General features: G+C 68.2%; 26 protein-coding genes, 1 tRNA gene and 2 pseudogenes. 19 read left to right on the top strand and 10 right to left on the bottom strand.

Features of this window, described 5'->3' with window-relative positions:
• The first annotated feature begins 47 nt into the window (after positions 1-47).
• Positions 48-1,833, top strand: a pseudogene (locus GP2_RS01730) (long-chain-acyl-CoA synthetase).
• Between the two features lie 25 nt (positions 1,834-1,858).
• Here GP2_RS01730 and GP2_RS01725 read toward each other — a convergent pair.
• Both GP2_RS01725 and GP2_RS01720 read right to left on the bottom strand, forming a co-directional pair.
• A complete protein-coding gene (locus GP2_RS01725) occupies positions 1,859-2,365 on the bottom strand; it encodes a hypothetical protein (protein ID WP_006898728.1) in 507 nt (168 codons plus the stop codon).
• A gap of 58 nt (positions 2,366-2,423) precedes the next feature.
• A complete protein-coding gene (locus GP2_RS01720) occupies positions 2,424-3,071 on the bottom strand; it encodes a dienelactone hydrolase family protein (RefSeq protein ID WP_040526210.1) in 648 nt (215 codons plus the stop codon).
• 152 nt (positions 3,072-3,223) lie between these two features.
• Between GP2_RS01720 and pgm the strand changes: the two genes are divergently transcribed.
• The 9 genes from pgm (at position 3,224) to GP2_RS01675 (ending at position 11,296) form a co-directional block, all read left to right on the top strand.
• Entirely contained in the window at positions 3,224-4,867 is a 1,644-nt protein-coding gene (gene pgm, locus GP2_RS01715; protein WP_006898726.1) for a phosphoglucomutase (alpha-D-glucose-1,6-bisphosphate-dependent), read from the top strand.
• A 98-nt stretch (positions 4,868-4,965) separates the two neighbouring features.
• On the top strand, positions 4,966-5,709 hold the full coding sequence (locus tag GP2_RS01710) for a DsbA family protein (RefSeq protein WP_006898725.1): 744 nt from the start codon (positions 4,966-4,968) through the stop codon (positions 5,707-5,709).
• A 114-nt stretch (positions 5,710-5,823) separates the two neighbouring features.
• A tRNA-Ala gene (locus tag GP2_RS01705) sits at positions 5,824-5,896 on the top strand.
• A gap of 242 nt (positions 5,897-6,138) precedes the next feature.
• Positions 6,139-7,293, top strand: coding sequence for an ABC transporter substrate-binding protein (locus GP2_RS01700; protein WP_051997138.1), 1,155 nt, complete (start codon positions 6,139-6,141; stop codon positions 7,291-7,293).
• Complete coding sequence (locus tag GP2_RS01695; RefSeq protein ID WP_040526184.1) at positions 7,274-8,347, top strand: FecCD family ABC transporter permease; 1,074 nt, start codon at positions 7,274-7,276, stop codon at positions 8,345-8,347. Before GP2_RS01700 ends, GP2_RS01695 begins: the two co-directional genes overlap by 20 nt.
• Positions 8,340-9,137: an ABC transporter ATP-binding protein gene (locus tag GP2_RS01690; RefSeq protein WP_006898722.1), complete on the top strand. Its 798-nt coding sequence runs from the start codon at positions 8,340-8,342 to the stop codon at positions 9,135-9,137. Before GP2_RS01695 ends, GP2_RS01690 begins: the two co-directional genes overlap by 8 nt.
• Entirely contained in the window at positions 9,137-9,766 is a 630-nt protein-coding gene (locus GP2_RS01685) for a hypothetical protein (protein ID WP_006898721.1), read from the top strand. Before GP2_RS01690 ends, GP2_RS01685 begins: the two co-directional genes overlap by 1 nt.
• Before the next feature lie 2 nt (positions 9,767-9,768).
• Positions 9,769-10,464, top strand: a complete 696-nt coding sequence (locus GP2_RS01680; protein ID WP_006898720.1) for a hypothetical protein — start codon at positions 9,769-9,771, stop codon at positions 10,462-10,464.
• 385 nt (positions 10,465-10,849) lie between these two features.
• A complete protein-coding gene (locus GP2_RS01675) occupies positions 10,850-11,296 on the top strand; it encodes a hypothetical protein (RefSeq protein WP_006898719.1) in 447 nt (148 codons plus the stop codon).
• A gap of 91 nt (positions 11,297-11,387) precedes the next feature.
• Here the strand turns inward: GP2_RS01675 and GP2_RS01670 are convergent, their stop codons facing one another.
• The 3 genes from GP2_RS01670 to GP2_RS01660 all read right to left on the bottom strand — a co-directional run bounded on the left by GP2_RS01670 (position 11,388) and on the right by GP2_RS01660 (position 13,142).
• Positions 11,388-11,621: a hypothetical protein gene (locus GP2_RS01670; protein WP_006898718.1), complete on the bottom strand. Its 234-nt coding sequence runs from the start codon at positions 11,619-11,621 to the stop codon at positions 11,388-11,390.
• Between the two features lie 111 nt (positions 11,622-11,732).
• Positions 11,733-12,068 carry a hypothetical protein gene (locus GP2_RS01665; RefSeq protein ID WP_006898717.1) on the bottom strand — a complete coding sequence of 112 codons (336 nt, stop codon included), beginning with the start codon at positions 12,066-12,068 and terminating at the stop codon, positions 11,733-11,735.
• A gap of 108 nt (positions 12,069-12,176) precedes the next feature.
• Positions 12,177-13,142, bottom strand: coding sequence for a hypothetical protein (locus tag GP2_RS01660; protein ID WP_006898716.1), 966 nt, complete (start codon positions 13,140-13,142; stop codon positions 12,177-12,179).
• 457 nt (positions 13,143-13,599) lie between these two features.
• On the opposite strand from GP2_RS01660, the pseudogene aqpZ reads away from it, so the two are divergent.
• Positions 13,600-14,369, top strand: a pseudogene (gene aqpZ / locus GP2_RS01655) (aquaporin Z).
• Positions 14,370-14,448: 79 nt separating this feature from the next.
• Here aqpZ and GP2_RS01650 read toward each other — a convergent pair.
• Positions 14,449-15,819: an LLM class flavin-dependent oxidoreductase gene (locus GP2_RS01650; RefSeq protein ID WP_040526208.1), complete on the bottom strand. Its 1,371-nt coding sequence runs from the start codon at positions 15,817-15,819 to the stop codon at positions 14,449-14,451.
• Between the two features lie 200 nt (positions 15,820-16,019).
• Here GP2_RS01650 and GP2_RS01645 point away from each other — a divergent pair, with 200 nt between their 5' ends.
• Both GP2_RS01645 and GP2_RS01640 read left to right on the top strand, forming a co-directional pair.
• Positions 16,020-16,379, top strand: coding sequence for an ArsR/SmtB family transcription factor (locus GP2_RS01645; protein ID WP_040526207.1), 360 nt, complete (start codon positions 16,020-16,022; stop codon positions 16,377-16,379).
• A complete protein-coding gene (locus GP2_RS01640; RefSeq protein WP_006898711.1) occupies positions 16,370-16,858 on the top strand; it encodes an SRPBCC family protein in 489 nt (162 codons plus the stop codon). The genes GP2_RS01645 and GP2_RS01640 overlap by 10 nt, the downstream gene beginning before the upstream one ends.
• A gap of 5 nt (positions 16,859-16,863) precedes the next feature.
• Here GP2_RS01640 and ygiD read toward each other — a convergent pair whose 3' ends face one another.
• Positions 16,864-17,703, bottom strand: a complete 840-nt coding sequence (gene ygiD, locus GP2_RS01635; RefSeq protein ID WP_502505169.1) for a 4,5-DOPA-extradiol-dioxygenase — start codon at positions 17,701-17,703, stop codon at positions 16,864-16,866.
• A gap of 151 nt (positions 17,704-17,854) precedes the next feature.
• Here ygiD and GP2_RS01630 point away from each other — a divergent pair, with 151 nt between their 5' ends.
• The 6 genes from GP2_RS01630 (at position 17,855) to GP2_RS01605 (ending at position 23,839) form a co-directional block, all read left to right on the top strand.
• A complete protein-coding gene (locus GP2_RS01630; protein WP_006898709.1) occupies positions 17,855-18,469 on the top strand; it encodes a DUF1707 SHOCT-like domain-containing protein in 615 nt (204 codons plus the stop codon).
• A gap of 84 nt (positions 18,470-18,553) precedes the next feature.
• Complete coding sequence (locus GP2_RS01625) at positions 18,554-19,375, top strand: ABC transporter permease (RefSeq protein ID WP_371830984.1); 822 nt, start codon at positions 18,554-18,556, stop codon at positions 19,373-19,375.
• Positions 19,376-19,488: 113 nt separating this feature from the next.
• On the top strand, positions 19,489-20,277 hold the full coding sequence (locus tag GP2_RS01620; RefSeq protein ID WP_006898707.1) for an ABC transporter ATP-binding protein: 789 nt from the start codon (positions 19,489-19,491) through the stop codon (positions 20,275-20,277).
• Positions 20,278-20,373: 96 nt separating this feature from the next.
• A complete protein-coding gene (locus GP2_RS01615; protein ID WP_040526206.1) occupies positions 20,374-21,393 on the top strand; it encodes an ABC transporter substrate-binding protein in 1,020 nt (339 codons plus the stop codon).
• A 73-nt stretch (positions 21,394-21,466) separates the two neighbouring features.
• Entirely contained in the window at positions 21,467-22,561 is a 1,095-nt protein-coding gene (locus GP2_RS01610; protein ID WP_006898704.1) for an LLM class flavin-dependent oxidoreductase, read from the top strand.
• Positions 22,562-22,606: 45 nt separating this feature from the next.
• The gene (locus GP2_RS01605) at positions 22,607-23,839 is read left to right on the top strand and encodes a cation:proton antiporter (RefSeq protein WP_006898703.1); all 1,233 of its coding nucleotides are present in this window, start codon (positions 22,607-22,609) and stop codon (positions 23,837-23,839) included.
• On the opposite strand, the gene GP2_RS01600 is transcribed toward GP2_RS01605, so the two are convergent.
• The 3 genes from GP2_RS01600 to GP2_RS01590 form a co-directional block, all read right to left on the bottom strand.
• Positions 23,793-24,839 (bottom strand): PHP domain-containing protein, encoded by a 1,047-nt coding sequence (locus GP2_RS01600; RefSeq protein ID WP_174320681.1) that lies wholly within the window; start codon positions 24,837-24,839, stop codon positions 23,793-23,795. The genes GP2_RS01605 and GP2_RS01600 overlap by 47 nt on opposite strands.
• A gap of 112 nt (positions 24,840-24,951) precedes the next feature.
• Positions 24,952-25,293 (bottom strand): histone-like nucleoid-structuring protein Lsr2, encoded by a 342-nt coding sequence (locus tag GP2_RS01595; RefSeq protein ID WP_006898701.1) that lies wholly within the window; start codon positions 25,291-25,293, stop codon positions 24,952-24,954.
• Positions 25,294-25,483: 190 nt separating this feature from the next.
• Entirely contained in the window at positions 25,484-26,293 is an 810-nt protein-coding gene (locus tag GP2_RS01590; RefSeq protein ID WP_006898700.1) for a hypothetical protein, read from the bottom strand.
• Between the last annotated feature and the right edge of the window lie 18 nt (positions 26,294-26,311).

The following is a 26,311-nucleotide window of genomic DNA, read 5'->3' as shown; positions in this document are numbered from 1 at the left end:
TTCGGGCTATGGTGTGTGCCGTCGCACACACCACTGGGGAGGTCTGAATGGTAGATCACGCGCCGGGTACGGGGCTGCTGCCCGACATCCGATTGACCGACATGCTCGCGGGGGGTCGCGTCCCTGCGAAAGGACGTCGGTTCCATCCTGCGTGTGCTGCCGGAGATGCTGCCCAAGCCGCCGACCACGAAGATGTCGATCGGCAAGCGGTTCCAGCAGGCGGTCGACAAGTACCCCGACCGCGCCTTCCTGCGGTTCGAGGGCGAGTCGATCACCTACCGGGAGGCCAACGCCCGGGCGAATCGTCTCGCGGACTTCCTCATCCGCGAGGGCATCGGCAAGGGCGACGTGGTCGGGGTGCTGTCGAAGAACCATCCCGACGTCGTGATCGCCATGCTGGGCATCGTCAAGACCGGCGCGATCTGCGGCATGATCAACTTCCACCAGCGCGGCGCCGTCCTCGAGCACAGCCTCGGCCTGATCGGTGCCAAGATCATTCTCTACCAGGAGGATCTGGTGGAGGCCCTGGACTCGGTGCCCGACAGCGCCCGTCCGGCAAAGGAATTCACCTTCGAGGAGCTGCCGAGGCTGACCGCGACCTGCTCGCCGGTCAACCCGGCGACGACCGAGACCGTCGAGCTCGGGTCGACCGCGATCTACATCTTCACCTCCGGCACCACCGGATATCCCAAGGCCAGCAAGCTCAGTCACTATCGCTGGCTGGTGGCGATGAACGGCATCGGCGGTCTCGGCATCCGCCTGCGCAGTGACGACGTGATGTACACGGCGCTGCCCTTCTACCACAACAACGCGCTCACGATCTCGCTGTCGTCGGTGCTGGCGTCGGGAGCCTGCCTGGCCATCGGCAAGCACTTCTCTGCATCGCGGTTCTTCGACGAGCTCATCGAGAACGAGGCCACCGCCTTCAGCTACATCGGCGAGCTCTGCCGGTATCTCCTCGCGCAGCCGCCCAAGCCGACCGACCGCGCGCACAAGATCCGCCTGGCCGTCGGCAACGGTCTGCGCCCGGACATCTGGGACGACTTCACGCAGCGGTTCGGCATCGAACGCATCGTCGAGTTGTATGCGGCCAGTGAGGCCAACATCGGCTTCGTCAACGTCTTCGGGCTGTCGAAGACCGCGGGCTTCTCGCCGCTGCCGTACATGGTCGTCGAGTACGACGAGGAGACCGGCGAGCCGCTGCGCGGGCCTGACGGCCGAGTGCGCAAGGTCGGCAAGGGCGGCACCGGACTGCTTCTGGCGCAGATCAATTCGCGAGTGCCGTTCGACGGCTACACCGATCCCGCGGCCACCGAGAAGAAGATCGTCCGCGACGCGCGCAAGAAGGGCGACGCCTGGTTCAACAGCGGTGACGTGGTGCGCGACCAGGGCTTCTCCCACATCGGGTTCGTCGACCGCATCGGCGACACGTTCCGCTGGAAGGGCGAGAACGTCGCCACCACCGAGGTGGAGGCGGTCCTCGACGCGCACGACTCCGTCGAGGAGGCCGTCGTCTTTGGCGTCCCGATCCCCGGCGTCGACGGGAAGGCCGGCATGGCGGCGGTCAGCCTGAAGGACGGCGAGACCTTCGACCCCGCCGGTTTCGCGGCCCACGTTCGCGACGGCCTGCCCGCCTACGCGGTGCCGCTGTTCGTGCGGCTCGTCGACCACCTCGAGCACACGTCGACGTTCAAGAACATGCGCACCGACCTGCGCAAGCAGGCCTACACCGAGACCGGCGACGACCCGGTGTACGTGCTCTCGGGCGACACCTACGTCGAGTTCTACCCGGAGTTCGTCGAGGAGCTGTCCGGGGTCCGGCGATCGGCGTGAGCGGTGGCCCGACGTGGTGGCGGTGTCAGCCGCTCACCACGTCGTAGACCGCTTCGGCCGGCGCGGCCAGGAGGCGGTCGGCCATCTCCTGCTTGAGATCGGTCAGGCGAGCCTCCTTCTCGGCGGTGCGCTCCGGCTGCCGGGCCAGCGCGATGAACTCGTCGGTCACGAACCCCTCGCGGATCTCCAGCCGGACGTGCCGATCGCGGTACGACAGTTCGAAGACGTAGCGCTCGAGCGTCGCGCCGCGATCGTTGCGCTCCAGCGCAGGGTCGACGGTGAACCGGTTCTCGGTCACCGCGCGGGTGACCATCTCGAAGGTGTCCCGCACACCGGGGCCGGTGTGCGCAGTGGCCACGACGATCTCGCGACGCTCGACCGCGCCGGGTTCGCCCAGCAGGGGCAGAGCCCGTTCGAGCACCTTGAAGGCGTGCGCGACGCCGCCGGGGAAGCCGGGGCCGTGGTACCGGGTCACGTCATCGATGGTGTACGAGAACCGGGTTCCCTGATCGGTGACGGTGAGCGCGTTCATGCGATGGACTCCTTCGTGGTGCGTGCCGCCGGGGACCGGAGGCGTCGGCCAGCGGAGTCTACTTGCGGCGCACAGCGGACAGGCGTTCGCCCACGAAGTCGAGTGCGCTCTTCTGCCAGAGCAGGACGTGGTCGAGCATCGCGTGATCGCCGTCGGGCACGTTGACGAACTCCGCGTCGACGCCGCGGGCCCGGAGTTCGTCGATGCCCTTGCGGGTCCGCGTGGCGAAGGTGCGTTCGTCGGCGTCCCCGTGGATCGCGACGACGCGGGCGCCGGGGTGGATGTGCCGCCAGTCGGCGAACTGCCACCACGGGGCGAGCGCCAGCACCCCGATCACGCGACGGTCGGCGGCGAGCTGCGCGGCGACCCGGCCGCCCATCGAATGCCCGATCGTCACCACGGGCGCCCCGGGATGGCGGCTGCACAGCTCCTCGAGCGCGGCGCGGGCGGGCGCCATCGGGCTGGCGTCGTCCCCGTTCCAGCCGTACACCTCGTACCGCACCTGGTGGACGCGCACGGACCGGCCGTAGCGGGCCTGCAGCGACCAGGTGAACGGGTACATCCGCAGCGCCGACCCCTGGCGCGGGCTGAACGGCCGGCGGCTGTGGTCGGTGCCGCCTGGCAGCACCAGGACGATCAGCCCGGGAGAGGTGCGGCCGGGGGAGAGCAGTCCGGCGACCGGTCTATGCAGGGGCGGAATCGGCATGGTCGGGCAGGCCTCCGGCGGGTCGTGGACGATCGTTTCCACCCTAACGATCCGGGCGGCGTCGATGGAGCGCGCACGACGCCGTCCCCGCCGACGACGGGGATGTTCTCGGTCGGCGAGCGAATTCCGCGCGGAGTGGCAGAATCGGCCACATGGCACATCCGCGCGCCGGTCAACCGGCTCTGCCCGAAGACCTCATCGACGTCGACGCACTCGAGCGTGCCTACTACGAGAACGTCCCCGACCCGTCGAACCCGTTGCAGCAGGTGGTGTTCGGGACCTCGGGGCATCGTGGTTCCAGCCTCGACACCGCGTTCAACGAAGCCCACATCGTCGCGACGACCCAGGCGATCGTCGAGTATCGGCGGAACGCCGGGATCACCGGACCGCTGTTCATCGGGTTCGACACCCATGCGTTGTCGATCCCCGCGTGGCGGTCGGCGCTCGAGGTCCTCGCGGGCAACGAGGTCACGGTCCTCACCGCCGAGGACGACTCCTTCACCCCGACACCGGCGGTCAGTCGCGCGATCCTCACCTTCAACAAGGACAACCCGGGGGTGCAGTCCGACGGCATCGTCGTGACGCCGTCGCACAACCCGCCGCGCGACGGCGGGTTCAAGTACAACCCGCCGTCGGGCGGTCCGGCCGACACCTCGATCACCTCGGTGATCGCCGCACGGGCGAACGAACTGCTCGCGCAGGATCTGCAGGGGGTCAAGCGGATTCCGTTCGAGCAGGCTCGCGCGAGTGAGTACGTGAAGGATTATTCGTTCCTGCGCAACTACATCGACGGTCTCGGCGACGTCGTCGACCTGACGGCCATCCGCGACTCCGGGATCAGCATCGGCGCCGATCCGCTCGGCGGTGCGTCGGTCGGGTACTGGGCGGCCGTCGCCTCGCGTCACGGCCTCGAGCACCTGACGGTCGTCAACCCGGCCGTCGATCCCACGTTCTCTTTCATGACCCTCGACACCGACGGCAAGATCCGGATGGACTGCTCGTCGCCCGATGCGATGGCCTCGCTGATCTCGGCGCGCGACTCCTACGACGTGGCGACCGGCAACGACGCCGACTCCGATCGCCACGGCATCGTCACACCCGACGCCGGGCTGATGAACCCGAACCACTTCCTCGCCGTCGCCATCGACTACCTGTTCACCCACCGGCCGCAGTGGGCCGAGACCGCGGCGGTCGGAAAGACGCTCGTGTCGTCGTCGTTGATCGACCGCGTGGTCGCCGGCCTGGGCCGGCCGCTGCTCGAGGTGCCGGTCGGCTTCAAGTGGTTCGTCGACGGACTGCTGTCGGGGCGGGTGGCCTTCGGCGGCGAGGAGAGCGCCGGGGCGTCGTTCCTGATGTTCGACGGCAGCCCGTGGTCGACCGACAAGGACGGCATCATCATGGCGCTGCTGGCCGCGGAGATCCTCGCGGTGACCGGCAAGACCCCGTCGCAGCGATACGCCGAACTCGCCGACCGATACGGCGAGACGTCCTACGCGCGCATCGACGCGCCGGCCACGCGGGAGCAGAAGGCGGTGCTGTCGAAGCTCTCGCCCGAGCGGGTCGAGGCCACCGAGCTGGCCGGCGAGCCGATCACCGCGATCATGACGAACGCCCCCGGCAACGGGGCGCCGATCGGCGGGCTGAAGGTGACCACCGAGAACGCGTGGTTCGCCGCCCGGCCGTCGGGGACCGAGGACGTCTACAAGATCTACGCCGAGTCCTTCAAGGGCCCGGAGCACCTCGCGCAGGTGCAGCAGGAAGCCCAGCAGGTGGTCGACGCCGCTCTCGGCGGCTGAGCGTCGTGTCGCAACTGTGACCGTCGAGGCGCAGAACGGCGCGTGAAGGGGGCCTTCTCCTCAGCGATTTATCAGTGCGCCGCGGATATTGTCGACGTGTGAGTCAGAAGCGTAAGTCGGGAGCATCGGTGCCCCGAACCACCAAGTCGAAGTATCAGCCCAGTGCGCCGTCGAGCACGATGACCTACGTGCTGGGAGGTGTGGCGCTGCTGGTGGTGGCCGCCCTGGTCATCGGCGGCATCTGGTGGAGCAAGAGGGACAAGGGGGAGGCCGACCAGTCGGCGCTCGCGGCCAGCTCGACGATGATCGTCGGTCCGGAGAACGCGCCGCTGATCGACATCTTCGAGGACCCGATGTGCCCGGTCTGCAAGGTCTTCGAGCAGCAGTCGGGCGCGGCGATCACCGCCGCCGTGAAGGAGGGCAAGCTCCGCGTCCGCTACCACACCCTCAACTTCCTGAACTCGCAGTCGGGCCCGGGCGACTACAGCTCGCGTGCCGCCGGCGCGCTCACGTGCGTTGCGCAGGAGCGCAACACCGACCTGTTCCTGCGGTTCCACAGTGCTCTCTTCGCGGCGCAGCCGCCGGAGGGCAGCGGCAACATCACCAGCCCCGAGCTGGCGCGGATGGCGACCGAACAGGGCGCGACCCCGGCGACCGCCAAGTGCATCACCGACAACGAGAAGGTCGCCGAGGCGGAGGCCAACGCCGAGAAGTCGAGCGAGGAGCTGTCCAAGGCCAACAACGGCCGGGTCGGCACCCCGACGGTCCTCCACGACGGCAAGCCCGTGCAGAACCTCTCCGGCAACGCCTGGCTGGACGAGATCCTGGACGCCAAGAACTGAGATCCGTGGGGAACCGGGCCCACGAAAGGGCCCGGTTCCTGCGGATTTGGTTGCAGGAACCCCGGTGGTGTAACTTTCTCAGTGCCCTTGAGACAGGGCGGAACAAAAGAACACGGGGCTATGGCGCAGCTGGTAGCGCACCACACTGGCAGTGTGGGGGTCAGGGGTTCGAGTCCCCTTAGCTCCACTCGACGACGAAGCCCGTTCCGGATCACCGGAACGGGCTTCGTCGTTCTGTTCCCCGATGGTGCCAATGGATTCCTGATTCACCGCCGGACTTCGATTAGCAATAGCAAACCTAATTTCCATTTGCATAGGCTTGCCTTATTTAGTGTAAGCTCCCCTAACTGTCACGAATGTCCATTTGGGAAGTCGTGGTGGTGGAGAACTGCGCCCCACGTCTCCCGCCCTGTCAGTCCTGGAGAACAGATGAGCCCCCGTCCCCGTCCGTCCACCCCGGCGCATCTGACGCGCCGCGACATGCTGCGCTCGATGGGGGTCGCGGCGCTCGCTCTCGGTGCCCTGGGCGTCACCGCGTGCTCCAACCGCGAAGTGGTGTCCGACGCCGCCGACTCCAGCGCGACGGGTGGTCCGATCACGGTGGTCGACCAGTATCAGAACACCCTCACCTTCGACACCCCGGTCGGGCGCATCGCGTCGACGATCATCCCCGTCCCGTCGATGATCATCGGTTCGGATCAGTCGACCGCCCGGAACGTCGGTGTCAACCAGGTCGCGATCTCGATGGCGTCGAAGGGCATGCTGGGCACGATGTTCCCGGCGTTCCTCGACACCCCGGTGGTCGCCGGAAACGACTTCGTGCCGAACGTCGAACACATCCTGAGCCTGAACCCCGACGTCGTGATCCAGTGGGGCGACAAGGGGGACGACATCGTCGCGCCGCTGCGCAACGCCGGCCTCAAGGTGCTGCTGCTCAAGTACGGCACCCAGGAGGATCTCGAGGCCTGGATCTCGATCTTCGGCGAGCTGCTGGGCAAGAAGGAACAGGCCGACGCCGTTCTCGCGACCATGGCCGCCGACCGCAAGACGGTGGAGAAGGCCGCGGCCGCACACGCTTCCGAGGCCCCGCGGGTCCTGTACATGTACAACGCGCCGGAGATCAAGGTGGGCGCCGACAACAGCTACATGGACTTCTGGATCCGTCTGGGCGGCGGCAAGAACGTCGCATCGGGCGCGGGCAGCGGTTCGAGCTTCGCCGTCACTCGTGAGCAGGTGCTGAACTGGGATCCCGAGATCGTGATCCTCGGCAACTTCGAGCCGACGTCGCCCGAGGACATGTACGCCGATCCCCGGTGGTCGTCGTTGTCGGCGGTGAAGAACAAGCGCGTCTACAAGGCACCGCTCGGCGGCTTCTCCTGGGACCCGCCGTGCTACGAGTCCAATCTGATGTGGCTGTGGGTCAACTCGGTGTTCTTCCCCGATGTCCGCCACGACCTGCGCGGACGAATCCAGGAGACGTACAAGAAGCTGTACGCCTACGACGTGTCCGCCGCCGACATCGATCGCATCCTGCATGTTCCGGCCAACGGGGTCAGCGCGAATTATGACGCCTTCCGTGCGTGACGAGCCGGTCGTCGTCGCCGAGCCGGAGAATGCACACGCCTCCAAGCGCATCCTGGTGGCGCTGGTCCTGACCATCGGGATCGTGGCCGTCGGCCTGATCTCCCTCTCCGTCGGCCGGTACACCGTGCCGGTCAACGAGGTCGCCCGAATCCTCGTCAACGAGGTGATCGAGCTGCCCCGTACGTGGACCGAGGCCGAGTCGAATGTCGTCCTGGGAGTTCGGCTTCCGCGAATCCTGCTGGCGATGCTCGTCGGCGGCGGCCTGGCGCTCGGCGGTGCGGCGCTGCAGGCGGCGTTCCGCAACCCGCTGGTGAGCCCGCAGATCCTCGGGGTGTCGTCGGGTGCGTCCTTCGGCGGCGTGCTGGCGTTGCTGTTCGGTCTCGGCTCGGCATTCCTCGTCGGCGGGGCGTTCCTCTTCGGCCTCGTCGCACTCGGCGTGGTGCTGTTGATCGGACGCACCCGCGCGGGCGGTCCGATCCTGACGATCGTGCTCGGCGGCGTGGTGACCAGTGCCTTCTTCTCCGCGCTGGTCTCGTTCATCACCTATGTCGCCGACCCGTACACGACGCTGCCGTCGATCGTGTTCTGGCTCATGGGATCTCTCGCCACCGCGGACATGGGGAAGGTGCTGCTGGCCGCGATCCCGATCCTGTCCGGGGCGGCGGTGCTCATCGGTCTGCGCTGGCGGATCAACATCCTCTCGCTGGGCGACGAGGACGCGACCGCGCTCGGACTGAAGCCCGGACGGTTGCGGGTGGTGCTGCTGACGATGGTGGCGTTCATGACCGCAGGCGCCGTGGCGGTCTCGGGGGTCATCGGCTGGGTGGGCCTGGTCGTCCCCCACATCGCGAGATTGTGGGTCGGTCCGGACCACCGGATCTCCATGCCGACGACGTTCTTCCTCGGCGCCATCTACCTGACGCTCATCGACACGTTGTCGCGCACGGTCAGCGCCGGCGAGATCCCGCTCGGAATCCTGACCGCCATCATCGGCGCTCCGGTGTTCGTCATCCTCCTGAGTCGATCGCGCAGACAGGCTTTCATCGATGGTTGAGTACACAGGCCTCGAATTGAGGGACGCAGGCTTCCGCTATCCGCGATGCGACTGGGTCTTCCGTCGCGCGAACCTCCGCGTCGACGGCGGGATCACGTCGATCCTGGGTCCCAACGGGCAGGGCAAGACGACGCTGCTGCGGTGCATCGCGGGATTGACCCGACTGTCGGAGGGCACGGTCCATCACGACGCCGCGATCGGGTACGTCCCGCAGGCCAGCGCGTCGAACTTCGCCTACACGGTGTTCGACATGGTCCTCATGGGGCGGGCCAAGAAGGTCTCGGCGTTCTCCACTCCGGGCCGGACCGACATCGCGCGCACCCGCGAGACCCTCGAGCGCGTCGGCATCGCCGACCTGGCCTCGCGCAGCTTCGCCGAATTGTCCGGCGGGCAGCGGCAACTCGTGCTGATCGCCCGCGCGCTGGCCTCCGACTGCAACTTCCTGATCCTCGACGAGCCGGTCTCGGCCCTGGACCTGCGGAACCAGGCCCGGGTGCTGGAACTGCTGCGGAACCTCGCCGCCGACGGGATGGGAATCCTGCTCACCACGCATCACCCCGACCACGTCCTGCACCTGGGCGGACGCGCGGTGGTGATGCGCTCGGTCGACGACATCCGGGTCGGCGCCGTCGAGGAACTCGTCACCGACGCGATGCTCAGCGAGCTGTACGGCATCGACGTGGCCAGCGCCGAGGTCGACGACCGCGGCAACCGGCGCACCGTCCTCTTCACCCGGTATGACACGTTCGCGGACACAGCCCCCGCGGCCTCTCTACAGAAAGTGGTTTGATGACTCCCGATTCGACTGCGCCGCAGTCACTTCCACCGGTCCTGCATCTGACGATGGGATCGAACTTCGGCATGTCCGGTGGCACCGACGTCTCGGGCCGGGTCACGCCGGTCGACCTGTACACGCTCGACGAGCTCGACCTGGGCTCCGTTCGCGGACTGCTGATCAACGGCAATTGCGATCAGATCTTCCTCGAGCGCCGTCGTGAACTGCTCACCGACTTCGTCACCTCGGGCGGTCGCGTGGCGATCATGGGGCATCCGCTCACCGATTTCCTGCCCGGCCTCGGGCGGTGGCGCAAGCTGCAGTACTCCGGACCCAAGGATCTCGCGATTGTCGCAGGCGAACGGCATCCGGTGTGGGAGGGCGTGGATCCGGCCGACGTGAGTTTCCGTCGCGGAGTGTCCGGGTTCTACGCCCGCGGGTACAGCGACAAGTTGCCTGAGGGTGCCATCGTGGCCAACCGGATCGGCCGCCACGAGCTTCCGGTCGATTATGTGTACCCGCTCGGTGCCGGCTGGGTGCTCGTGCACGGCGGGCTCGACCTCGGCGTCTACCAGGAGGACCCGAACACCTCCGCGCGAATCTTCCCCCAGCTGCTCACGTGGCTCGCCCAGCAGGAGGCCTGAACATGACCACGACCACCGATCCCGTCATCGAACCCTTCGCTCGCACCGACCGCGCGCCGCGGTCGCGCAGGCGCCTCGCCTTCGTCCACGGCGGCTCGCACTTCCACCTGCAGACGGTCAACGACCCGGCGGTGATCGCCCACCAGCCGGAGTTCCTCTACCTCGGTGACCTCGCGGACGGCGATCTCGACGCGTTCGACACGGTGGTGCTCGCCGACCGCCTTCACCCCGAGCTCGTCCGGCGGCACGCCGAGCAGTTCCTCGCGGTCCCGCAGCGCGGCGGGACGCTCGTCGTGCTCGGTGAGAACGCTGCCCACACCTGGCTTCCGGGTGTCTCGTGGAGTCCGCGTCCCACCAATTTCTGGTGGTGGCTGGAGGGCGAGGACCCGTTGATCCGCACCCGCAACCCCGAGCACGAGGCGTGGGAGTACCTGTCCACCAAGTCCGTGATCTGGCATCACCACGGGCTGCTGCACACCGACGCCGACGTCGTGCCGCTCGTGGTCTCGGAAGAGCCCGACGAGACCGGCTCCCGCACCGACGTCGGGGCGATCCTGTACGAGGACACCGTCAGCACGCCCGGGCGGATCATCGTCACCACCCTGGATCCGACGTACCACCACGGCAACAACTTCATGCCGGGCTCGACGCGGTTCCTGTACTCGCTGCTGAGGTGGCTGGACAACACCGGCAGCTGACCGGGCCGAGACCTGCGCGCGCCGCGCTGGTCTCCCGAAGCCCAGCGCCACGACGAGAGCCGTGCCGGAGAGACGATCTCCGGCACGGCTCTCGTGGTGTGTGACGGGGATGCCGCCGGTTGTGATCTCGCGTCGGGTCGGGTGCGCACCGGCTCGTGGCCGCCGATGTCGCCGCAGGACTCGGACCTGCCGGAACGCCTGATCGGCGCGCCGCACCGGGCATCGACTCGCCATCGAGGATCATCATCGGCTGCACCCGGAAGGAGATGTCGCCGGCAGATTTCGCGGCCCCACGGGAACGGGGACTCACAGCATCGTCGGCGGGCACGTCGTCGTGTGGATCGTCTCGGCGCACCGCAGTCGGAACGGGGATACCTTCGTCCGCATGAGAACACCGGTGTTGCGGATCGCCGCAGGATTGTCGTTGACCCTGGCCGCCGTCGCGGGATGCTCGACCGGCGGTGAGCCGTCGGCGGAGTCGGCACGCGCCGATTCATCCTGGGTCGCCCGGAGTTCGGAGGCGATGGCCGCGCCCGGGCCGACGACGGAGGCGGACGCGACACCCGCCGGGGCCCCGGTGGGCACCGCGACCATGGAGGTGCAGGGGAGCGGCACGGCGGTCATCCGGTACCGCATCAACGGCGGCCCCGAAGAGGTCGAGAGCAACGCCGCCCTGCCGTGGAAGAAGGAGTACCCGGTCTATCCGAAGATCGAGTCGACCGTCAGTGCGGAGGGCCCCGGAGCCGACGGATGCACGATCACGCTGTCCGGATTGATGGTGAGCTTCAAGGCCGAGGCGAATCCCACCTGTGGCTACTCGCACTACGAGTGACTCGCCGACGTGAAATCGCTGCTCCCACCGACGATGCGTCGATCGTGACGTGTGGAGGGAGCAGCGATTGCGCGTCGGTGCGGGGTGAGGACTACGTGCGCTTGCGGCCCCACACCAGATAGGCCGTCGGCGCGATGCCGGCCGTCGTGCCGAGGGCCAGGCCCACACGCCAGGCCGCCTTGGGGCCGTTGATCTCCTCGGGGGCGCGGCTGGAGAGGTCCCGCAGCGCCCAGACGCGGAGGCCGCCGTCGATGGCGGCGACGCCGATGATGGCTGCCTTTGCGGGCGTGGACAGTTCGCTCCAGCTCTTCTTCGTTTTGCTCATGGGCTCAGATTAGCGAGCACTCGCGCCCGCGCAGGATCATCGGCTTGCCGCGAAATGTGCCGACCTGGATTGGTGTCGGCGCAGTCGGAACCGGGGCGTCCGGGGCCGTGTCTACGGGCCTCCCACCCAGGTGTCGCCACCGCACATGATCGCCTTGCCGGACGGGTCCTGCGCCACCCGGTCGACGGCGAGGTCGCACGGATCGCCGATGTTGTGGACGGATCCGTCGTTCTCTGCGTGCTGTGACCACCGGAAACCACCGCCTGCGCCCATGTAGACGCAGACCAGGCTCGTCCCGTTCGCGGCGGTGGCGAACGACCGGGCCTCGGACTCGTGGCAGGGGCCGCCTTCGACGGGGACGGACCCGGCCTGCTCCGGCGTCGGCGCGGGCGCCGCCGGAGGCGGAGGGGTCGATGGCGGCGCGGGTGGGGTGCTGGTCCTCGTCACCGTGACCGGTTCGGCCTCCGTCCGCGCGAAATCCGGGTAGGCGAGGCCGCGACATACGGAAACGCCCCTCCCGATCAGCGCGGATCGGGAGGGGCGGCCGGCGTGGAATCAGGAAGCGTCCTTGATCCGCTGATGCTGCTTGGCGAACATCTGGGACAGGTTGTTCTCGATCTGGGAGTCGACCGACAGCTTCTCGTCGCTGAAGCTGTTGTATCCGACGCCGAACGAGACGCCGCGTTCCTCTCCGTAGACGTAGGTGCCGATCTGGTAGACCTCCACCTCGTCTCCGGCTGCGTCGATCGAGAACTCGCCGAACATGTTGAACGCCTTGTAGTTGCTGTCGATCGGGAGATCGGCCTTCTCCAACTTGACCGCGACCGGGATGTCGCCGCCGTCGTCCTTGAGGGTCAGCGTGAACGAGGAGCAGGCGGCGAGGACGTCGTCGAAGGTGTCGTAGGTGTCGTCGGCGGGCTTGGTCACCTCGGCGCTGTAGGCGTCGAGGCCGAAGAAGATCTCGCCGGAGCTGGGCGTCTCGGTCAGCTCGCGCTGGGCGTAGTCGCCGCCGGACTGCGAGTCCACCAGGCGCGCGCACTTCTCGTTGTCGACGCTGATGTCGTCGTCATCGCCGGACTGGGCGGTGTCGAGCTCGAATTCGCCGGTGATGTCGGGGAATTCGGACTCCGGGAGCAGCATGTCGACGGCCGACGCGGTCGGCACGTCCGGCTCGTCGTCGCCTCCGCCGAGGGTGAAGGCCAGCACCACGGCCACGACGACGATGAGGATCAGGAGGACGCCACCGCCGCCGATGAACCACCACTTCTTGCCGCCGCCCGACGACGACGGCGGTTGCGGGGGCGGGCCGTATGGCTGCTGGCCATAGGGCTGCTGCCCGTACGGTTGCTGACCCGGCTGCGGCGGGTACTGCTGGCCGTAGGGCTGTTGGGCGTACGGCTGGCCGGGCTGGGCACCGAACCCCGGCCCGCCGGCACCCGGCTGTGGACCGGGCCACCCCGGCTGCTGTCCACCCTGCGGGCCCATCTGCGTGGGCTGGTTGGGGTCGTAGGGACTACCCACGGTTGGCTCCTTCTCTCGGCAGGTCACGCGATCGTCCGGCGACGGTCCTCGACTCGGGGAGAGTACCGCGGGCACAAGAGTCTCCGAGGCCGTCCGGACGATTTCCCGGCACCGCCGGCGCCGAGTCGTCGTAGCAGGTCACACCGCTTTCCGTGATTTTCGGACGAGTAATCGCGACGCCGTTTCCGCTCTGTGGGCGAATACCGTATTTCATGCGCTCGAATGAGGATGCAGGCGATATTCGACCCCGACGAAGAACCCCGACCGGCGTGGTCGCGCACGAGTCGAGAGCACGACGTCTGTGTGCGATCGGGTCGATCCCGTCGACGCCGGTGAGCGGGTTTCGGCCCGAGGATGTCGCGAACGTGCCTAAGCTGCACTCGGATCGTGCCGCGGGTAGACCGGCTCGGCGCCGCCGTACGCGAGCTCACGGGCCGGGGGAGGGAGAGACGATCTGATGGCGAGTACTCCGCGTCGACTACTGGCCGAGTTGTTCGGCACGTTCTGGCTGGTCTTCGGTGGTTGCGGCAGCGCGATTTTCGCGGCGAAGTACGTCGCGAACGCCAGCGAGGACAACGACACCCTGATCCAGCTCGGCATCGGTCTGCTCGGCGTCGCCCTGGCCTTCGGCCTGACGGTGGTGACGATGGCCTACGCGCTCGGTCACGTCTCCGGAGCCCACTTCAACCCGGCGATCACGTGGGCGCGGTGATCAGTGGGCGGCTGCCGGTCAAGGACCTCCCCGGCTACTGGATCGTGCAGGTCGTCGGCGGTCTTCTCGCCGGCACCGTGCTGTACGTGATCGCCAGCGGCAAGCCGGGCTTCGAGGCGACCGGCAACATGGCGGCCAACGGATACGGCGACCACTCGCCGAACAACTACACGATGGCGGCGGTGTTCATCGCCGAGGCGCTGCTGACCGCGTTCTTCCTCATCGTGGTCCTGGGCGCCACCGACGATCGGGCGCCCGCCGGCTTCGGCCCGCTCGCGATCGGTCTCACCCTGACCCTCATCCACCTGATCTCCATCCCGATCAGCAACACCTCGGTCAATCCGGCGCGGTCGACGGCGGTGGCCTTCTTCAACGGCAACGGCGCCCCGGGACAGTTGTGGCTCTTCTGGGTGGCCCCGCTGCTCGGCGGTCTGATCGGCGGCATCCTGTATCCGCTGCTGTTCGAGGACGGAAAGCTCGCGCTGGGTCGGTCGTCGGAGCCGAACGCGGCCTGACCGCCGGGCATCCGGACCGGCAGCGCCGACGCACTCGGGGCGGGCACCTCGACGGTGGCCGCCCCGAGTGGTCATCCGGTCAGACCGCGATCAGCGACGGTGCCTCGCGCACGTCGGCCGGCAGGTCTTCGTCGGGGCTGCCGAGACCGAGGTTCTCGCGCAGGGTGGAGCCCTCGTACTCCGTGCGGAAGAGGCCACGGCGCTGCAGCTCGGGGACCACGTAGTCGACGAAGTCGTTGAAGGTTCCCGGTGCCTGTGCGCTGGAGACGATGAACCCGTCGGCCTCGCCGCCGTTGAACGATTCCTCGATCTGGTCGGCGACGTCGGATGCGGTGCCGACGAACTGCGGCAGCAGGACGCCCTGCGCGTACAGCTTGCCGATGTCGCGCAGGGTCAGGTTGTCGCGCTGCGAGAGCCGTCGGGCGACGTCGAACAGGCCCTGCGTACCGCCGACCCGGACGTCCTCGACCGGCGCGTCGAGGTCGTAGACGGAGAAGTCGTGGTCGGTGTGCACCGAGAGGGTGATCAATCCCGAGATCGGATCGGCGAGTTCGTTGTGGAACGCCTGCTTCTCGCGGGCGATCGCCTCGGTCTCGCCGATGAACGGGATGAACGACGGGAACACCTTGATGTGATCGGGGTTCCGGCCGTGGTTCGACGCCCGCGATTTCACGTCGTCGTAGTAGGCGCGACGCCCTTCGGGGGTCGGGTCGATCTCGAAGATCGCCTCCGCCCACCGGGCCGCGAACTCCTTTCCGGTCTCCGATGATCCGGCCTGGATGAGCACCGGACGGTGCTGAGGAGAGCGCGGCTGGTTGAGCGGGCCGCGGGTTCGGTAGTGGTCGCCGTCGTGGTCGACGGTCCGGATTCTGGACGGATCGGCCCAGACCCCGGACTCCTTGTCGGCGATCACCGCGTCGGGGTCCCAGCTCGACCACAGCTTGACCGCGGTATGGACGAATTCCTCTGCGCGCGCATAGCGTTCCTCGTGCTCGACATGCGAGTCGAAGCCGAAGTTCTGCGCCTCGGCCTGCGACAGCGACGTGACGATGTTCCAGGCGATGCGCCCACGGGTGAGGTGGTCGAGGGAGCCGAAGATCCGCGCGATCTCGTACGGATGGAAGTAGGTGGCCGATTTCGTCACCGCGACACCGAGGTTGGTGGTCACCGCGGCGATGCTCGCGGCGACGAGAGCCGGATCGAGGGTCGCCGCGGCCTGGGTGCCGCGACGGAAGGGCTCGGACTGGTCGCCGCCGAAACGCACCGGTGCCGCCAACAGGTCGGCGAAGAACGCGAAGTCGAACTTGCCGCGTTCCAGGATTCGGCCGACGCGGTGGTAGTGCTCCGGCCCGAAATAGTCGGTCGCCGAGCCCGGATGTCGCCAGGCGGCGTGCGAATGGGTGACGGGGGAGGCGATCAGGAAGCCGCCCAGGTGAAGCTGACGAGACAGGGGAATCCTTCGGGTCGGAAGTTGCGCCGGACGTCGAGGGGGAGGCCCTCGTGGCGGTGATACCGGTGACCAGTGAAGGTTCTCGATGCCGTCGAGGCCAGGATTGCCGTCAATGTGAACGCAAGGCCGCAGTTCGACGATGCCGCCCTTGACATACAACCAATCAGTTGTATGTTGGAGGTGTGTCCGGAACCACTGGCATCACGTCAGACGAGGAGGACAGGACCGACGCCCTGTTCCATGCGCTGGCGGACCGCACTCGGCGCGACATCATGCGCCGAGTGCTGGCCGGTGAGCATTCCGTGTCGGCGCTGGCCGCGAAATACGACATGAGCTTCGCGGCAGTGCAGAAACACGTCGCCGTGCTGGAGAAGGCGGGCCTGCTGACCAAGCGTCGGCAGGGGCGCGAACAACTGGCGAGCGGCGATGTGTCCGCAGTGCGTTCGGTGGCGTCGATGCTCGCCGAACTCGAACAGGTGTGGCGAGGTCGTATCGCCCGCATCGATGACCTGCTGTCAGCCGAGCAGGCAGATTCCGAGGAAGACCGATCATGCCCGTAACCGATGTGAAAACCGATGTCGATGCCCGTACTCTCACCATCACCGCCCGATTCGCGGCCCCGGTGGAACGTGTCTGGCAGGTCTACGCCGATCCGCGCCAGCTCGAGAAGATCTGGGGCCCACCGGGTTTTCCGGCGACCTTCGTCGACCACGAACTCCGTCCCGGTGGTCGGGTCACCTACTACATGACCTCGCCCGAGGGGCAGAAGTTCCCCGGCATGTGGTTCGTGGACTCCGTCGACGAACCGAGGGAGTTCACCTTCCGCGACGTCTTCGCCGACGAGGACTTCAACCCGATCCCCGACATGCCCGAGTCGCGGAACGTGTACTCCTTCACCGCGGACGGCGACGGGACCGTCGCGACCTATCACGGCGTGTACGACTCGGCCGAAGCGCTGCAGAAGGTTCTCGAGATGGGGGTCGTCGAAGGGGCGAGCGCGGCGATCAACCAGATCGACGAACTGTTGGCGGCCGGCTGACGGCCTCAGATGTTCGAGTCCGTCGGCGGGAGGTCCGAGGGCAGTTCGGCAGCCGGCTCGCTGCCGAACCGCCCCGCCTCCAGGTCGAGTCCCTGGGTGTAGGCCGCCATCGAGATCGAACCGGCCGCGTACCCGTCGACGAGCAGGTCGAGGGGCGACTCGGCCGCCAGGCCGGCGATGTAGAGCAGCGGCAGGAAGTGGTCGGGGGTGGGCACCGCGAGGTCGAAATCGGGGTGGGCGTCGAGTCGCAGGACGGCGGTGGGGTCGTCCTGCAGGGTCTGCCGTGCCGCGTCGTCGAAGCGGTGGGCCCAGTCGTATCCTTCGTCGGCCCTGCCGAAGTCGACCGCGCGGAGGTTGTGCACGATGTTGCCGCTGCCGACGATCAGCACGCCCTGCTCACGTAGTGCGCTCAGCTTGCGGCCGAGCTCGAAGTGATGTTCGAAGTCCTTGAAGGCGTTGAGTGACAGCTGCAGAACGGGGATCGACGCGTCGGGGAAGGTGTGCACCAGAACCGACCAGGTGCCGTGGTCGATGCCCCAGCTGTCGATGTCGAGGCCGCACCACGTCGGCTTGACCACTTCGCAGACCAGGTCGGCGATCTCGGGGTCGCCGGGCGCGGGGTACCGGACGTCGAAGAGCTCCTGAGGGAACCCGTAGAAGTCGTGGATGGTGCGCGGGCGAGGCATCGCCGTGACCGCGGTGGCGTTGGTGTACCAGTGCGCGGAGATCACCAGGATGGCCCGCGGCCTGGGCACCGCACGGCCGAGCGCACGCCAGGCCTCGGTGTAGCGGTTGTGCTCCAAGGCGTTCATCGGGTTGCCGTGTCCGATGAACGCGACCGGCATCGTCACCTGCGAACTGGTCATCGAAGCCCTCCGATCACGCTGGATTCCTCGCCGACGACGCTACGCCGTGCCGATGTGCGTCCGACGGCGGATTCGCGATCGCGCGCCCACGGGACTGGAGGCCGCTCGGCACGGTGCCTAGGGTGGGGGCATGGTCGACCGCAGCCCAGACGATGACCTACGGGTCGGGAACCCGGAGCGCGAGCGTGCCGTCGCGCTGCTCAACGACGCCTTCAGCGCCGGCTACCTGGAGATACCCGAGTTCGAGGAACGGTCCGGACTCGTGTACACGGCGAAGACCCGCCGCGAGCTGCGCGCGGTCCTGCACGACCTTCCCAACGGCGCGCTGCTGTTCGGAGACCCGCCGGCGCACGTCGCGTCACCCCCTGCGCCCCCGCAGGAACCGTTGCAACTCGACGCGGAGTGGAAGGAGATCCGCCGCAAGGGCTCCTGGGACGTCCCTCCCGCGATCCACGCCACCGCGTCGGTGGGCACCATCGATCTCGACTTCTCCGGGGCGCGCTTCGCCGGACCGTCCACCGTCCTGCAACTGCAGGTGTCGGTGTCGACGGTGAAGCTGCGCCTCGGCCCGGACCAGGAGATCCGATACCGGGACCTGCACCTGTCCGGCTGGTCGAAGGTGAAAGACAAGGCAGGGCAACCCGATCGGCCGGGAGGGCCGGTCATCGAGGTCACCGGCTCGGCCTCCGGCACGAGTGCGGTGATCATCCGTCGTACCCGACGAGCCGCCGACAGGTGGACTTGAACCCACGCTGACTGCAAGGGTGTCGTCGACCACACCTCGGTTCGTAGCGTCGGGCCCGTGGCCGAGACGACTGTGAACGACGACGTGGCCGGTGCCCGGAGCGCCGTTGAATCTACTTCTGCGGATTCGGGATCCGCTCGCGCGAAGCCGACCAGACCTCGCCTGCACACCGTGTTGCGCGCGCTGTCGCCGGTCGCGGTGCTCGTGCTCTGGCAGGTCGGCAGCGCGCTCGGCATCATCCCGCAGGACCGCCTCCCGGCCCCGTCCCTGATCGCCGAGGCGGGCTGGGAGGTGTTCTCCAACGGGCATCTCCTCGACGCCGTCGCGGCGTCGGCGCAACGCGTGGCCATCGGACTGGCGATCGGTGTCGCGGTCGGCGTGGGCCTCGGGCTCCTCGTCGGGCTGAGCCGCTACGCCGACTCGATCGTCGATCCCAACATGCAGGCGATCCGCGCGCTGCCGCTGTTCGGACTCATCCCGCTGTTCATCCTGTGGTTCGGGATCGGGGAGATGCCCAAGGTGCTGCTCGTGGCGCTCGGCGCCCTGTTCCCGCTGTACCTCAACACGTCGGCGGCGATCCGCCAGATCGACCCGAAACTCGTGGAAACCGCTCGCGTATTGGGGTTTTCGAGGGTCATGACGATCCGGGAACTGATCATTCCGGGTGCGATGCCGCAGATCCTCGTCGGACTGCGCCAGGCGCTGGCGATCGCCTGGCTGAGCCTGATCGTGGCCGAGCAGATCGCGGCCACCTCGGGCCTGGGCTACCTGATCAACAACGCCCGCGACTTCCTGCGCACCGACATCATCTTCTTCGGCCTGATCGTCTACGCCGCACTCGGCTTGATCACCGACGCCATCGTACGAGCCCTCGAGCGCTATACGACTCGATATCAGAACCGTTGACCCGCATGCCCGTTCTCCCGAGCCGGGTTCGTCCGGGCGGTTTCCGCCCGAACGGTCTCCATCCGAACAGTTTTCGTCCGCAGAGTGTCCGACCGAGCAGGAAAGGTCCCGCCATGACCGCCATCGCGACCCGCGACCTCGAGATCACCGCAGGCCCGCCCGAGACCGGACGTGCCGTCGGTCGCCCCGCCGCCGAGGTGCAGAACGCGAGTCTGCGATACGGCGACAACACCGTCCTGCGCGACGTCACCCTGCGTGTCGGCGAGCGCGAGATCGTCGCGCTGATCGGCCGCAGCGGAAGCGGGAAGTCCACGTTGTTGCGGCTGCTCGCCGGCCTGGCCCAGACCGAGACCGGCACCGTCCGCACCGCCGGGTTCCCGGCGGTGTCCTTCCAGGAACCGCGGCTGTTCCCGTGGCGGACGGTGCTCCAGAACGTCGTCCACGGACTCGTCCGCGAGAAGGTCGGCCGGGCCGAGGCCGCCGAACGTGCGCGCCGCACCCTCGAGGAGGTCGGTCTCGCGGACAAGGTCGGGACATGGCCCGGCCGGCTGTCCGGTGGTCAGGCGCAACGCGTCTCACTCGCCCGAGCCCTCGTCGCGCGTCCCCGCCTGCTGCTGCTCGACGAGCCGTTCGGCGCCCTCGACGCGCTCACCCGCCGCACCATGCACGAACTGCTCATCAAGCTGTGGCGCGACAACGGGTTCGGCGCACTTCTGGTGACACACGACGTCGACGAGGCGCTGCGCCTCGCCGATCGCGTCGTCGTCCTCGCCGGCGGACGGATCGTCGAGGACATCGCCGTTCCCGAACCGCGCGCCGGACTCGACGACGCCGTTCCCGAGATCGCCCGTCTGCGAACGCAACTGCTGGCCGCGCTCGGCGTCGCCGACACCGCGAACTGACCCTGTCCACACGCTCGACCCACCGAAAGAGCCTCGATGACGCACACCGACGTGTCCGCACACCCGCACCGACTCCGCCCGCGCCGCAGACGTGTGATGGCGGCCGTGATGGCCGCTGCCGCACTCACATTCGGTCTGGCCGGCTGCGTTCAGCGAGATGACGCCACCGCCGAGATCGCGAACGAGACCGTCGAGGTCGGCTCGCTGTCGGGCCTCACCCTCCGCGTCGGAGATCAGAAGGGCGGCACCGAGGCGCTGCTGCGGACCTCCGGCGAGCTCGAGAAGCTGCCCTTCGAGGTCGAGTTCTCCACCTTCACCTCCGGGCCGCCGCAGATCGAGGCGGCCACCGCGGGAAAGATCGACTTCGCCGTCACCGGCAACACCCCGCCGATCTTCGGCGCGGCGTCGAACGCGAAGGTCAAGGTCGTCTCCGGGTACGCCAACGACGCCGAGGGCGACGCGATCCTGGTCCCGGGTTCCTCGACCCTCTCCTCGGTCGGCGATCTCGCGGGCAAGAAGGTGGCCGTCGCCAAGGGCAGCTCCGCCCACGGCCACCTGCTGCTCCAGCTCGACAGGGCCGGGTTGACCCTCGGCCCGGGCAAGGACGTCGAGCCGGTGTTCCTCCAGCCGGCCGATGCGCTGTCCGCCTTCACCTCCGGAAACGTCGACGCCTGGGCGATCTGGGACCCGTACACGGCGATCGTGCAGCTCGAGAACAAGCCCAGGACCCTGGTGACGGCCTCGGGGGTGTCCAACGGGTACGGCTTCGGCATCGCCTCCGACCAGGCCCTCGCGGACCCGCGCCGCAACACCGCGGTCCGCGAACTCGTGCTCGGTATCGCCCGCGCGGCGACGTGGGCCAGGGCCAACCCCGACGAGTGGGCGCAGAAGTACTCCGCGGAGGTCGGGATCGACCCCGAGGCGGGCAGACTCGCCCAGGGACGGAGCCTGCGTCCGGCCATCGCACTCGACGACTCGGTCGTCGCATCCCAGCAGCAACTCGCCGACGCCTTCAGCAAATCCGGTCAGCTCCAGGGAGATCTGACGTTCGCCGACTTCGTGGACAACCGCTACGACCCGGCCCTCGCGGAGTACTTCGAGCAACCTGCGTCGTGATCGCCGGCGCACGTGCCCCGATCCCGTCCACACCCACACCGACCAACCCGGCCACCGAAGGGAATCGACGACCATGAGCCACTTCCACTGGTTCCTGCCCACAGCGGGTGACAGCCGCGGGATCGTCGGGGCGTCACACGCCTCGGCCACCAAACGGCATCCGCCGGGTTATCGCGCTCCCGAGTTGCCCTACCTGATCGACGTCGCCCGCGCCGCCGACCGGCTCGGTTACGAGAGCGTGCTCACGCCGACCGGGACCTGGTGCGAGGACGCGTGGCTCACCACCGCAGCGGCGATCACCCACACGCGGCAGTTGACGTTCCTCGTCGCATTCCGGCCGGGGTTGATCTCACCCACCCTCGCCGCGCAGCAGGCCGCCACCCTGCAACGGTTCTCCGGCGGGCGCGTGGCGGTCAACATCGTGACCGGCGGCGACGAGGTGGAACAGCGCCGCTTCGGCGACTGGGAGGACCACGATCGCCGCTACGCGCGAACCGCCGAGTTCCTGGAGATCGTCGAACGCCTGTGGGACGGGGAGACCGTCGACTTCGACGGCGAGTTCTACCGGATCGCCGGCGCGTTCCTCGCCGATCCGCCCGAGACGCGTCCGCGGATCTTCTTCGGCGGCTCGTCGGACCCCGCGCTGACCGTCGCCGCGCAGCACGCCGAGGTCTACCTGACGTGGGGTGAGCCGCCGGCGGTGGCGGGCGCGAAGATCGCCGAGGTGGCCCGCCGCGCCGCCGCCGAGGGCCGAACCCTCGAGTACGGCGTGCGCCTGCACGTCATCGCGCGAGAAACGTCCGAGGAGGCGTGGCGGGTCGCCGACGCGCTGCTGGCCGACATCACCGACGACGAGATCGCGACCGCGTTCGCACTGCACTCGCGATCGGACTCCACCGGTCAGCGGCGGATGGCCGAACTGCACGGCGGACGGCGCGACGCACTGGAGATCCACCCCGGCCTGTGGGCCGGCGTCGGACTGATCCGCGGGGGAGCCGGTACCGCACTCGTGGGCAGCCATGCCGAGGTCGCCTCGCTCATCGGTGAATACGAGGCGCAGGGTTTCTCCCATTTCATCCTGTCCGGGTATCCGCACGTCGAGGAGGCGCACTGGTTCGCCGAGGGCGTGCTGCCCGTGCTGCGGGATCGGGTCGGCGCCCTGGCATAGCGCCGAACCCGGCCGGGGGAACCCGGTCGTGCCAGGATGTTGCCCATGCTCCTTGCCGAGGCGGGCGCGGCCGATGTGTCGATGATCGAGTCGCTCTTCTGGATCTCCGCCATCGCCGTCGTCTCCCCGCTGCTGTCGAGGTTGTCGCGCGGTTATGTGCCCGACGCCGTGCTGCTGCTGGCGTTCGGGGTCGTCGTCGGTCCGCATGCCCTCGGATGGGCCGGGCGCGACGGGCTGGACATGCTCAGCGAGCTCGGGCTCGGCATGCTGTTCCTGCTCGCGGGCTACGAACTGGACCCGAAGCTCTTGTCGGGCAGGACCGGTCGCGTCGCGCAGGCGTCCTGGCTGATCGGACTGCTCGTCGCGTGGGCGTCGGTGGCCGCGGCCTTCTCGATGGGGCTCGGTCAGGCGGGGTTCACGGCGCACATCGCCATCGCGATCGCCCTCACGTCGACCGCCCTCGGCACCCTCCTGCCGATCCTCAAGCAGGCGGGTCTCGACCGCAGCGTGCTCGGGCGTGCGGTGATGGCCCACGGCGCCGTCGGCGAGCTCGGTCCGGTGCTCGCGATGTCGTTGCTGCTGACCAGCCGCAGCATCGCCGGCGCGATCGTCGTGCTGGTGCTCTTCGGGGTCGCCGCGCTCCTGGTCGCCATCACCCCGGGCGCCGTCCTCTCCCGTGCGCCGTGGATCGGCACCGCGGTCACCCGGATGTCCGGCGGGACCGTGCAGTTGCCGGTCCGGGTGGTGATGCTGCTGCTCGTGTCCCTGATGACCGTCGCCGCCGTGTTCGACCTCGACGTCGTCCTCGGCTCGTTCGCGGCCGGGCTGATCCTGCGCCGGCTCATCGGCCCCGAGCACCCGGAGATCGGAAGGTCGCTCGAGGTCATCGGGTTCGGTGTCCTGATCCCGATCTTCTTCGTCACCTCCGGCATGAACATCGACGTCTCCGCGGTCGCCGCCATGCCGGGCACCTGGATGGTGCTCGTCCTGGCCATCGCGGTCGCGCGCGGACTTCCCGTGTGGTTCGGCGCGCGCTTCGTCGACGACGGCCACTTCCTGCGGCACCCGCGGGAACGGACTCGGCTCGCGCTGTTCGCGGCGACGGGCCTGCCGATCATCGTCGCGGTCACCGAGGTCGCCGTCGACTCCGGACTCATGGGTCAGTCGCTGGCCTCGACCCTGGTCGCCGCCGGTGCGACCACGGTCCTGCTGTTCCCGCTGATCGCGCGCCTCATCGGGACAGCCAGTCCGACAACCGGTCTGCCGACCAGGTCGTGACGATCCGGTCGGGATCGATGCCGTGCTCGACGACGCGCCGGGCGCCGAGCACCTTGAACTCCAGCTGTCCAGGGGCGTGTGCGTCGGAGTCGACGGCGAACAGGCACCCGGCGTCGAGAGCGATGCGGATCAGGTCGTCGGGCGGGTCGACGCGTTCGGGACGCGAGTTGATCTCCACGGCGGTGTCGTGCGCCGCGCACGCCTCGAAGACGGTGCGGGCGTCGAAGGTCGACGGCGGACGATGCCCGCGTCCGGACAGCACCCGCCGGCCGGTGCAGTGTCCGAGGACGTGCACCCGCGGGTCCGACGCCGCGGTGACGAGCCGCTCCGTCATGGGGGAGTGGGCCATCCGCAGGTTCGAGTGGACCGACGCGGTCACCACGTCGAGGCGGGAGATCATCTCGTCGGACTGATCGAGTGCCCCGTCGTCGAGGATGTCGATCTCTATGCCGCGCAAGAGCCGGAACTCGCCGGTGTGGTCGTCATTCCACGCGTCGATCACCTCGATCTGGGCGGCCAGCCGCTCGGCACTCAGCCCGTTGGCGACCGTGAGGCGCGGTGAATGGTCGGTGATGGCGAGCCACTCGTGCCCGAAGGCCACCGCGGCGTCGGCCATCTCCTCGACGGGCGCCCCGCCGTCGCTGAAGTCCGTGTGCGCGTGGAGATCGCCGATGATCGCCGCGACCATGTCGTCGGCGCCCCCGGGCGGATGGGGAGCGTCCTCGGCCTGCAGCCGCGAAATGTAGTCGGGCAGTTCGCCGGCGAGGGACTGGGAGATCACGGTCGCGGTGGTCTTCCCGATGCCCTTCACGGACGTGAGGGTTCCGGCGGCGGACCTGGCGCGTAGATCGTCCGGTCCCGTCTGCGCGGCCGCCCGGGCGGCCCGCCGGAATGCCTCCACCCGGTAGCTGCTCTCGCGGCGCTGCTCGAGCAGCCACGAGATGCGGGTGAGCGCCTCCACCGGGTCCACCGGGGGAGACAGGGGCGTCAGCGGCCTCACCGCGGGCTGCCGGGCGTCATCGGGCCGATGGGCGGCGGTGCCGGGCGCAGACGCCTGCCGCCCGGCGCAACGAGTGCGGCCGGGCGGCAGGAGAGATCTGTGGTGTCACGCGTCAGTGCGCGGCCTCGAAGGCATCGATGATGCTCTGGGGGATGCGGCCGCGATCGCTGAGCTCGTAGCCCTCGCGGATGGCCCACTCGCGGATCGCCTTGGTGGTCTCCTTGTTGCGGCCGCCCGACGAGGTCGTCGTGGTCGACGCGCGCTTGGTGGTGCGACCGACCTGGCGCGAGACCTCGAGGTACTTCTGCAGCGAATCGCGGAATTGCTGAGCGTGCTTGGCCGAGGTGTCGAACTCGTAATTCTTGCCGTCGAGTGACCAGCGAACGGTTTCGTACTGATCAAGAACCTTGCCATCGAGATCATCGATGACCTGAACGATTTCCTTCTTTGCCATGAAACGCTTTCCCCTCGATTTGTGTCATGCGACCAGCACGGGATGTGTAAGGCCTATCAAACCTTATCCGCCCCGTATTGATCTTTTTCTCGGTACACAGACTAGCCACGAATGTTGAGCAGCTGCTGAGAACCCCCGCCTAGACCATAAAGTACTCAAATGGATGAGGGAAGCGGAGACACGGCAATTCTCAGCGAGTGGGCTCTGTGCTGGTGCTCGTAGGAAGTGTCGGGCGTGTCCGATCGCGGGATGTGGCGTCGGTGGCCCGGGTTGTGGGCGTGATCGGCGTCGCCCCCCGGGTCGAGATATCGGTTTCCTCATCCGAGAGGGGGACGAGATCTTCGGGCGCCCGATCTGCGGAGTAGATGGGCCGATAACCGTCGGGCGTCACCGCGAAACCGGATTTGGAGCGCGATTCGAGGCAGAACAGGCCGACCCTCTCCACCAGGCAGGAGAATCGCGATACGGAAATCGTGTGCCCGTAGTCGACAATCGTGGATCGGTAGAGAACGGGATAGCGATTGGCGCAGGCGCCGCGTTGTGGTCCGTCCGAACTCAGGATCACGTAATCGGAGGCCCACTCACATGCGCCGGAGGTCGCGGTGGGCCGGTTGGCCCGCGAGGAGCGGCCCGCGCCGGCGTCGTCATTGATCCGGCACGCGAGCGCGCCCGTGCCGCTGGTCCCAGTCGAGCAATTGACCGACCGGTCCGGGGTGGAGAAATGGAAGCCCGACGACTCCTGTATCGGCGAATCCGGGGTCACCGCCCCCTGGTGAAAACGGGAATTGTCCACCCGCGGGGCCAGGGCGACGACCCGCCCGATGGTCCAATCCGGGAGATTCTCGGCGCGGTCCTCGCGCGTCGTGCTGCTCGTCGCGGTCGCCGACTCCACCTCGGTGATCGTCGACAACGGGTCGGTCGTCGGGATGACGATTCGCGAAGGCGCGGTGTCGGTGGGCAGGGAACAACCCGCCACGGTCACGAGGGTCGCGGCCGCCACGGTCGCGAACCCGCCGCC

The sequence above is a fragment of the Gordonia paraffinivorans NBRC 108238 genome (genome assembly GCF_000344155.1).
Lineage (GTDB): Bacteria > Actinomycetota > Actinomycetes > Mycobacteriales > Mycobacteriaceae > Gordonia > Gordonia paraffinivorans.
The sequence above is the reverse complement of the archived record's forward strand: the minus strand, read 5'-3'. Positions and strand labels throughout refer to the sequence as shown.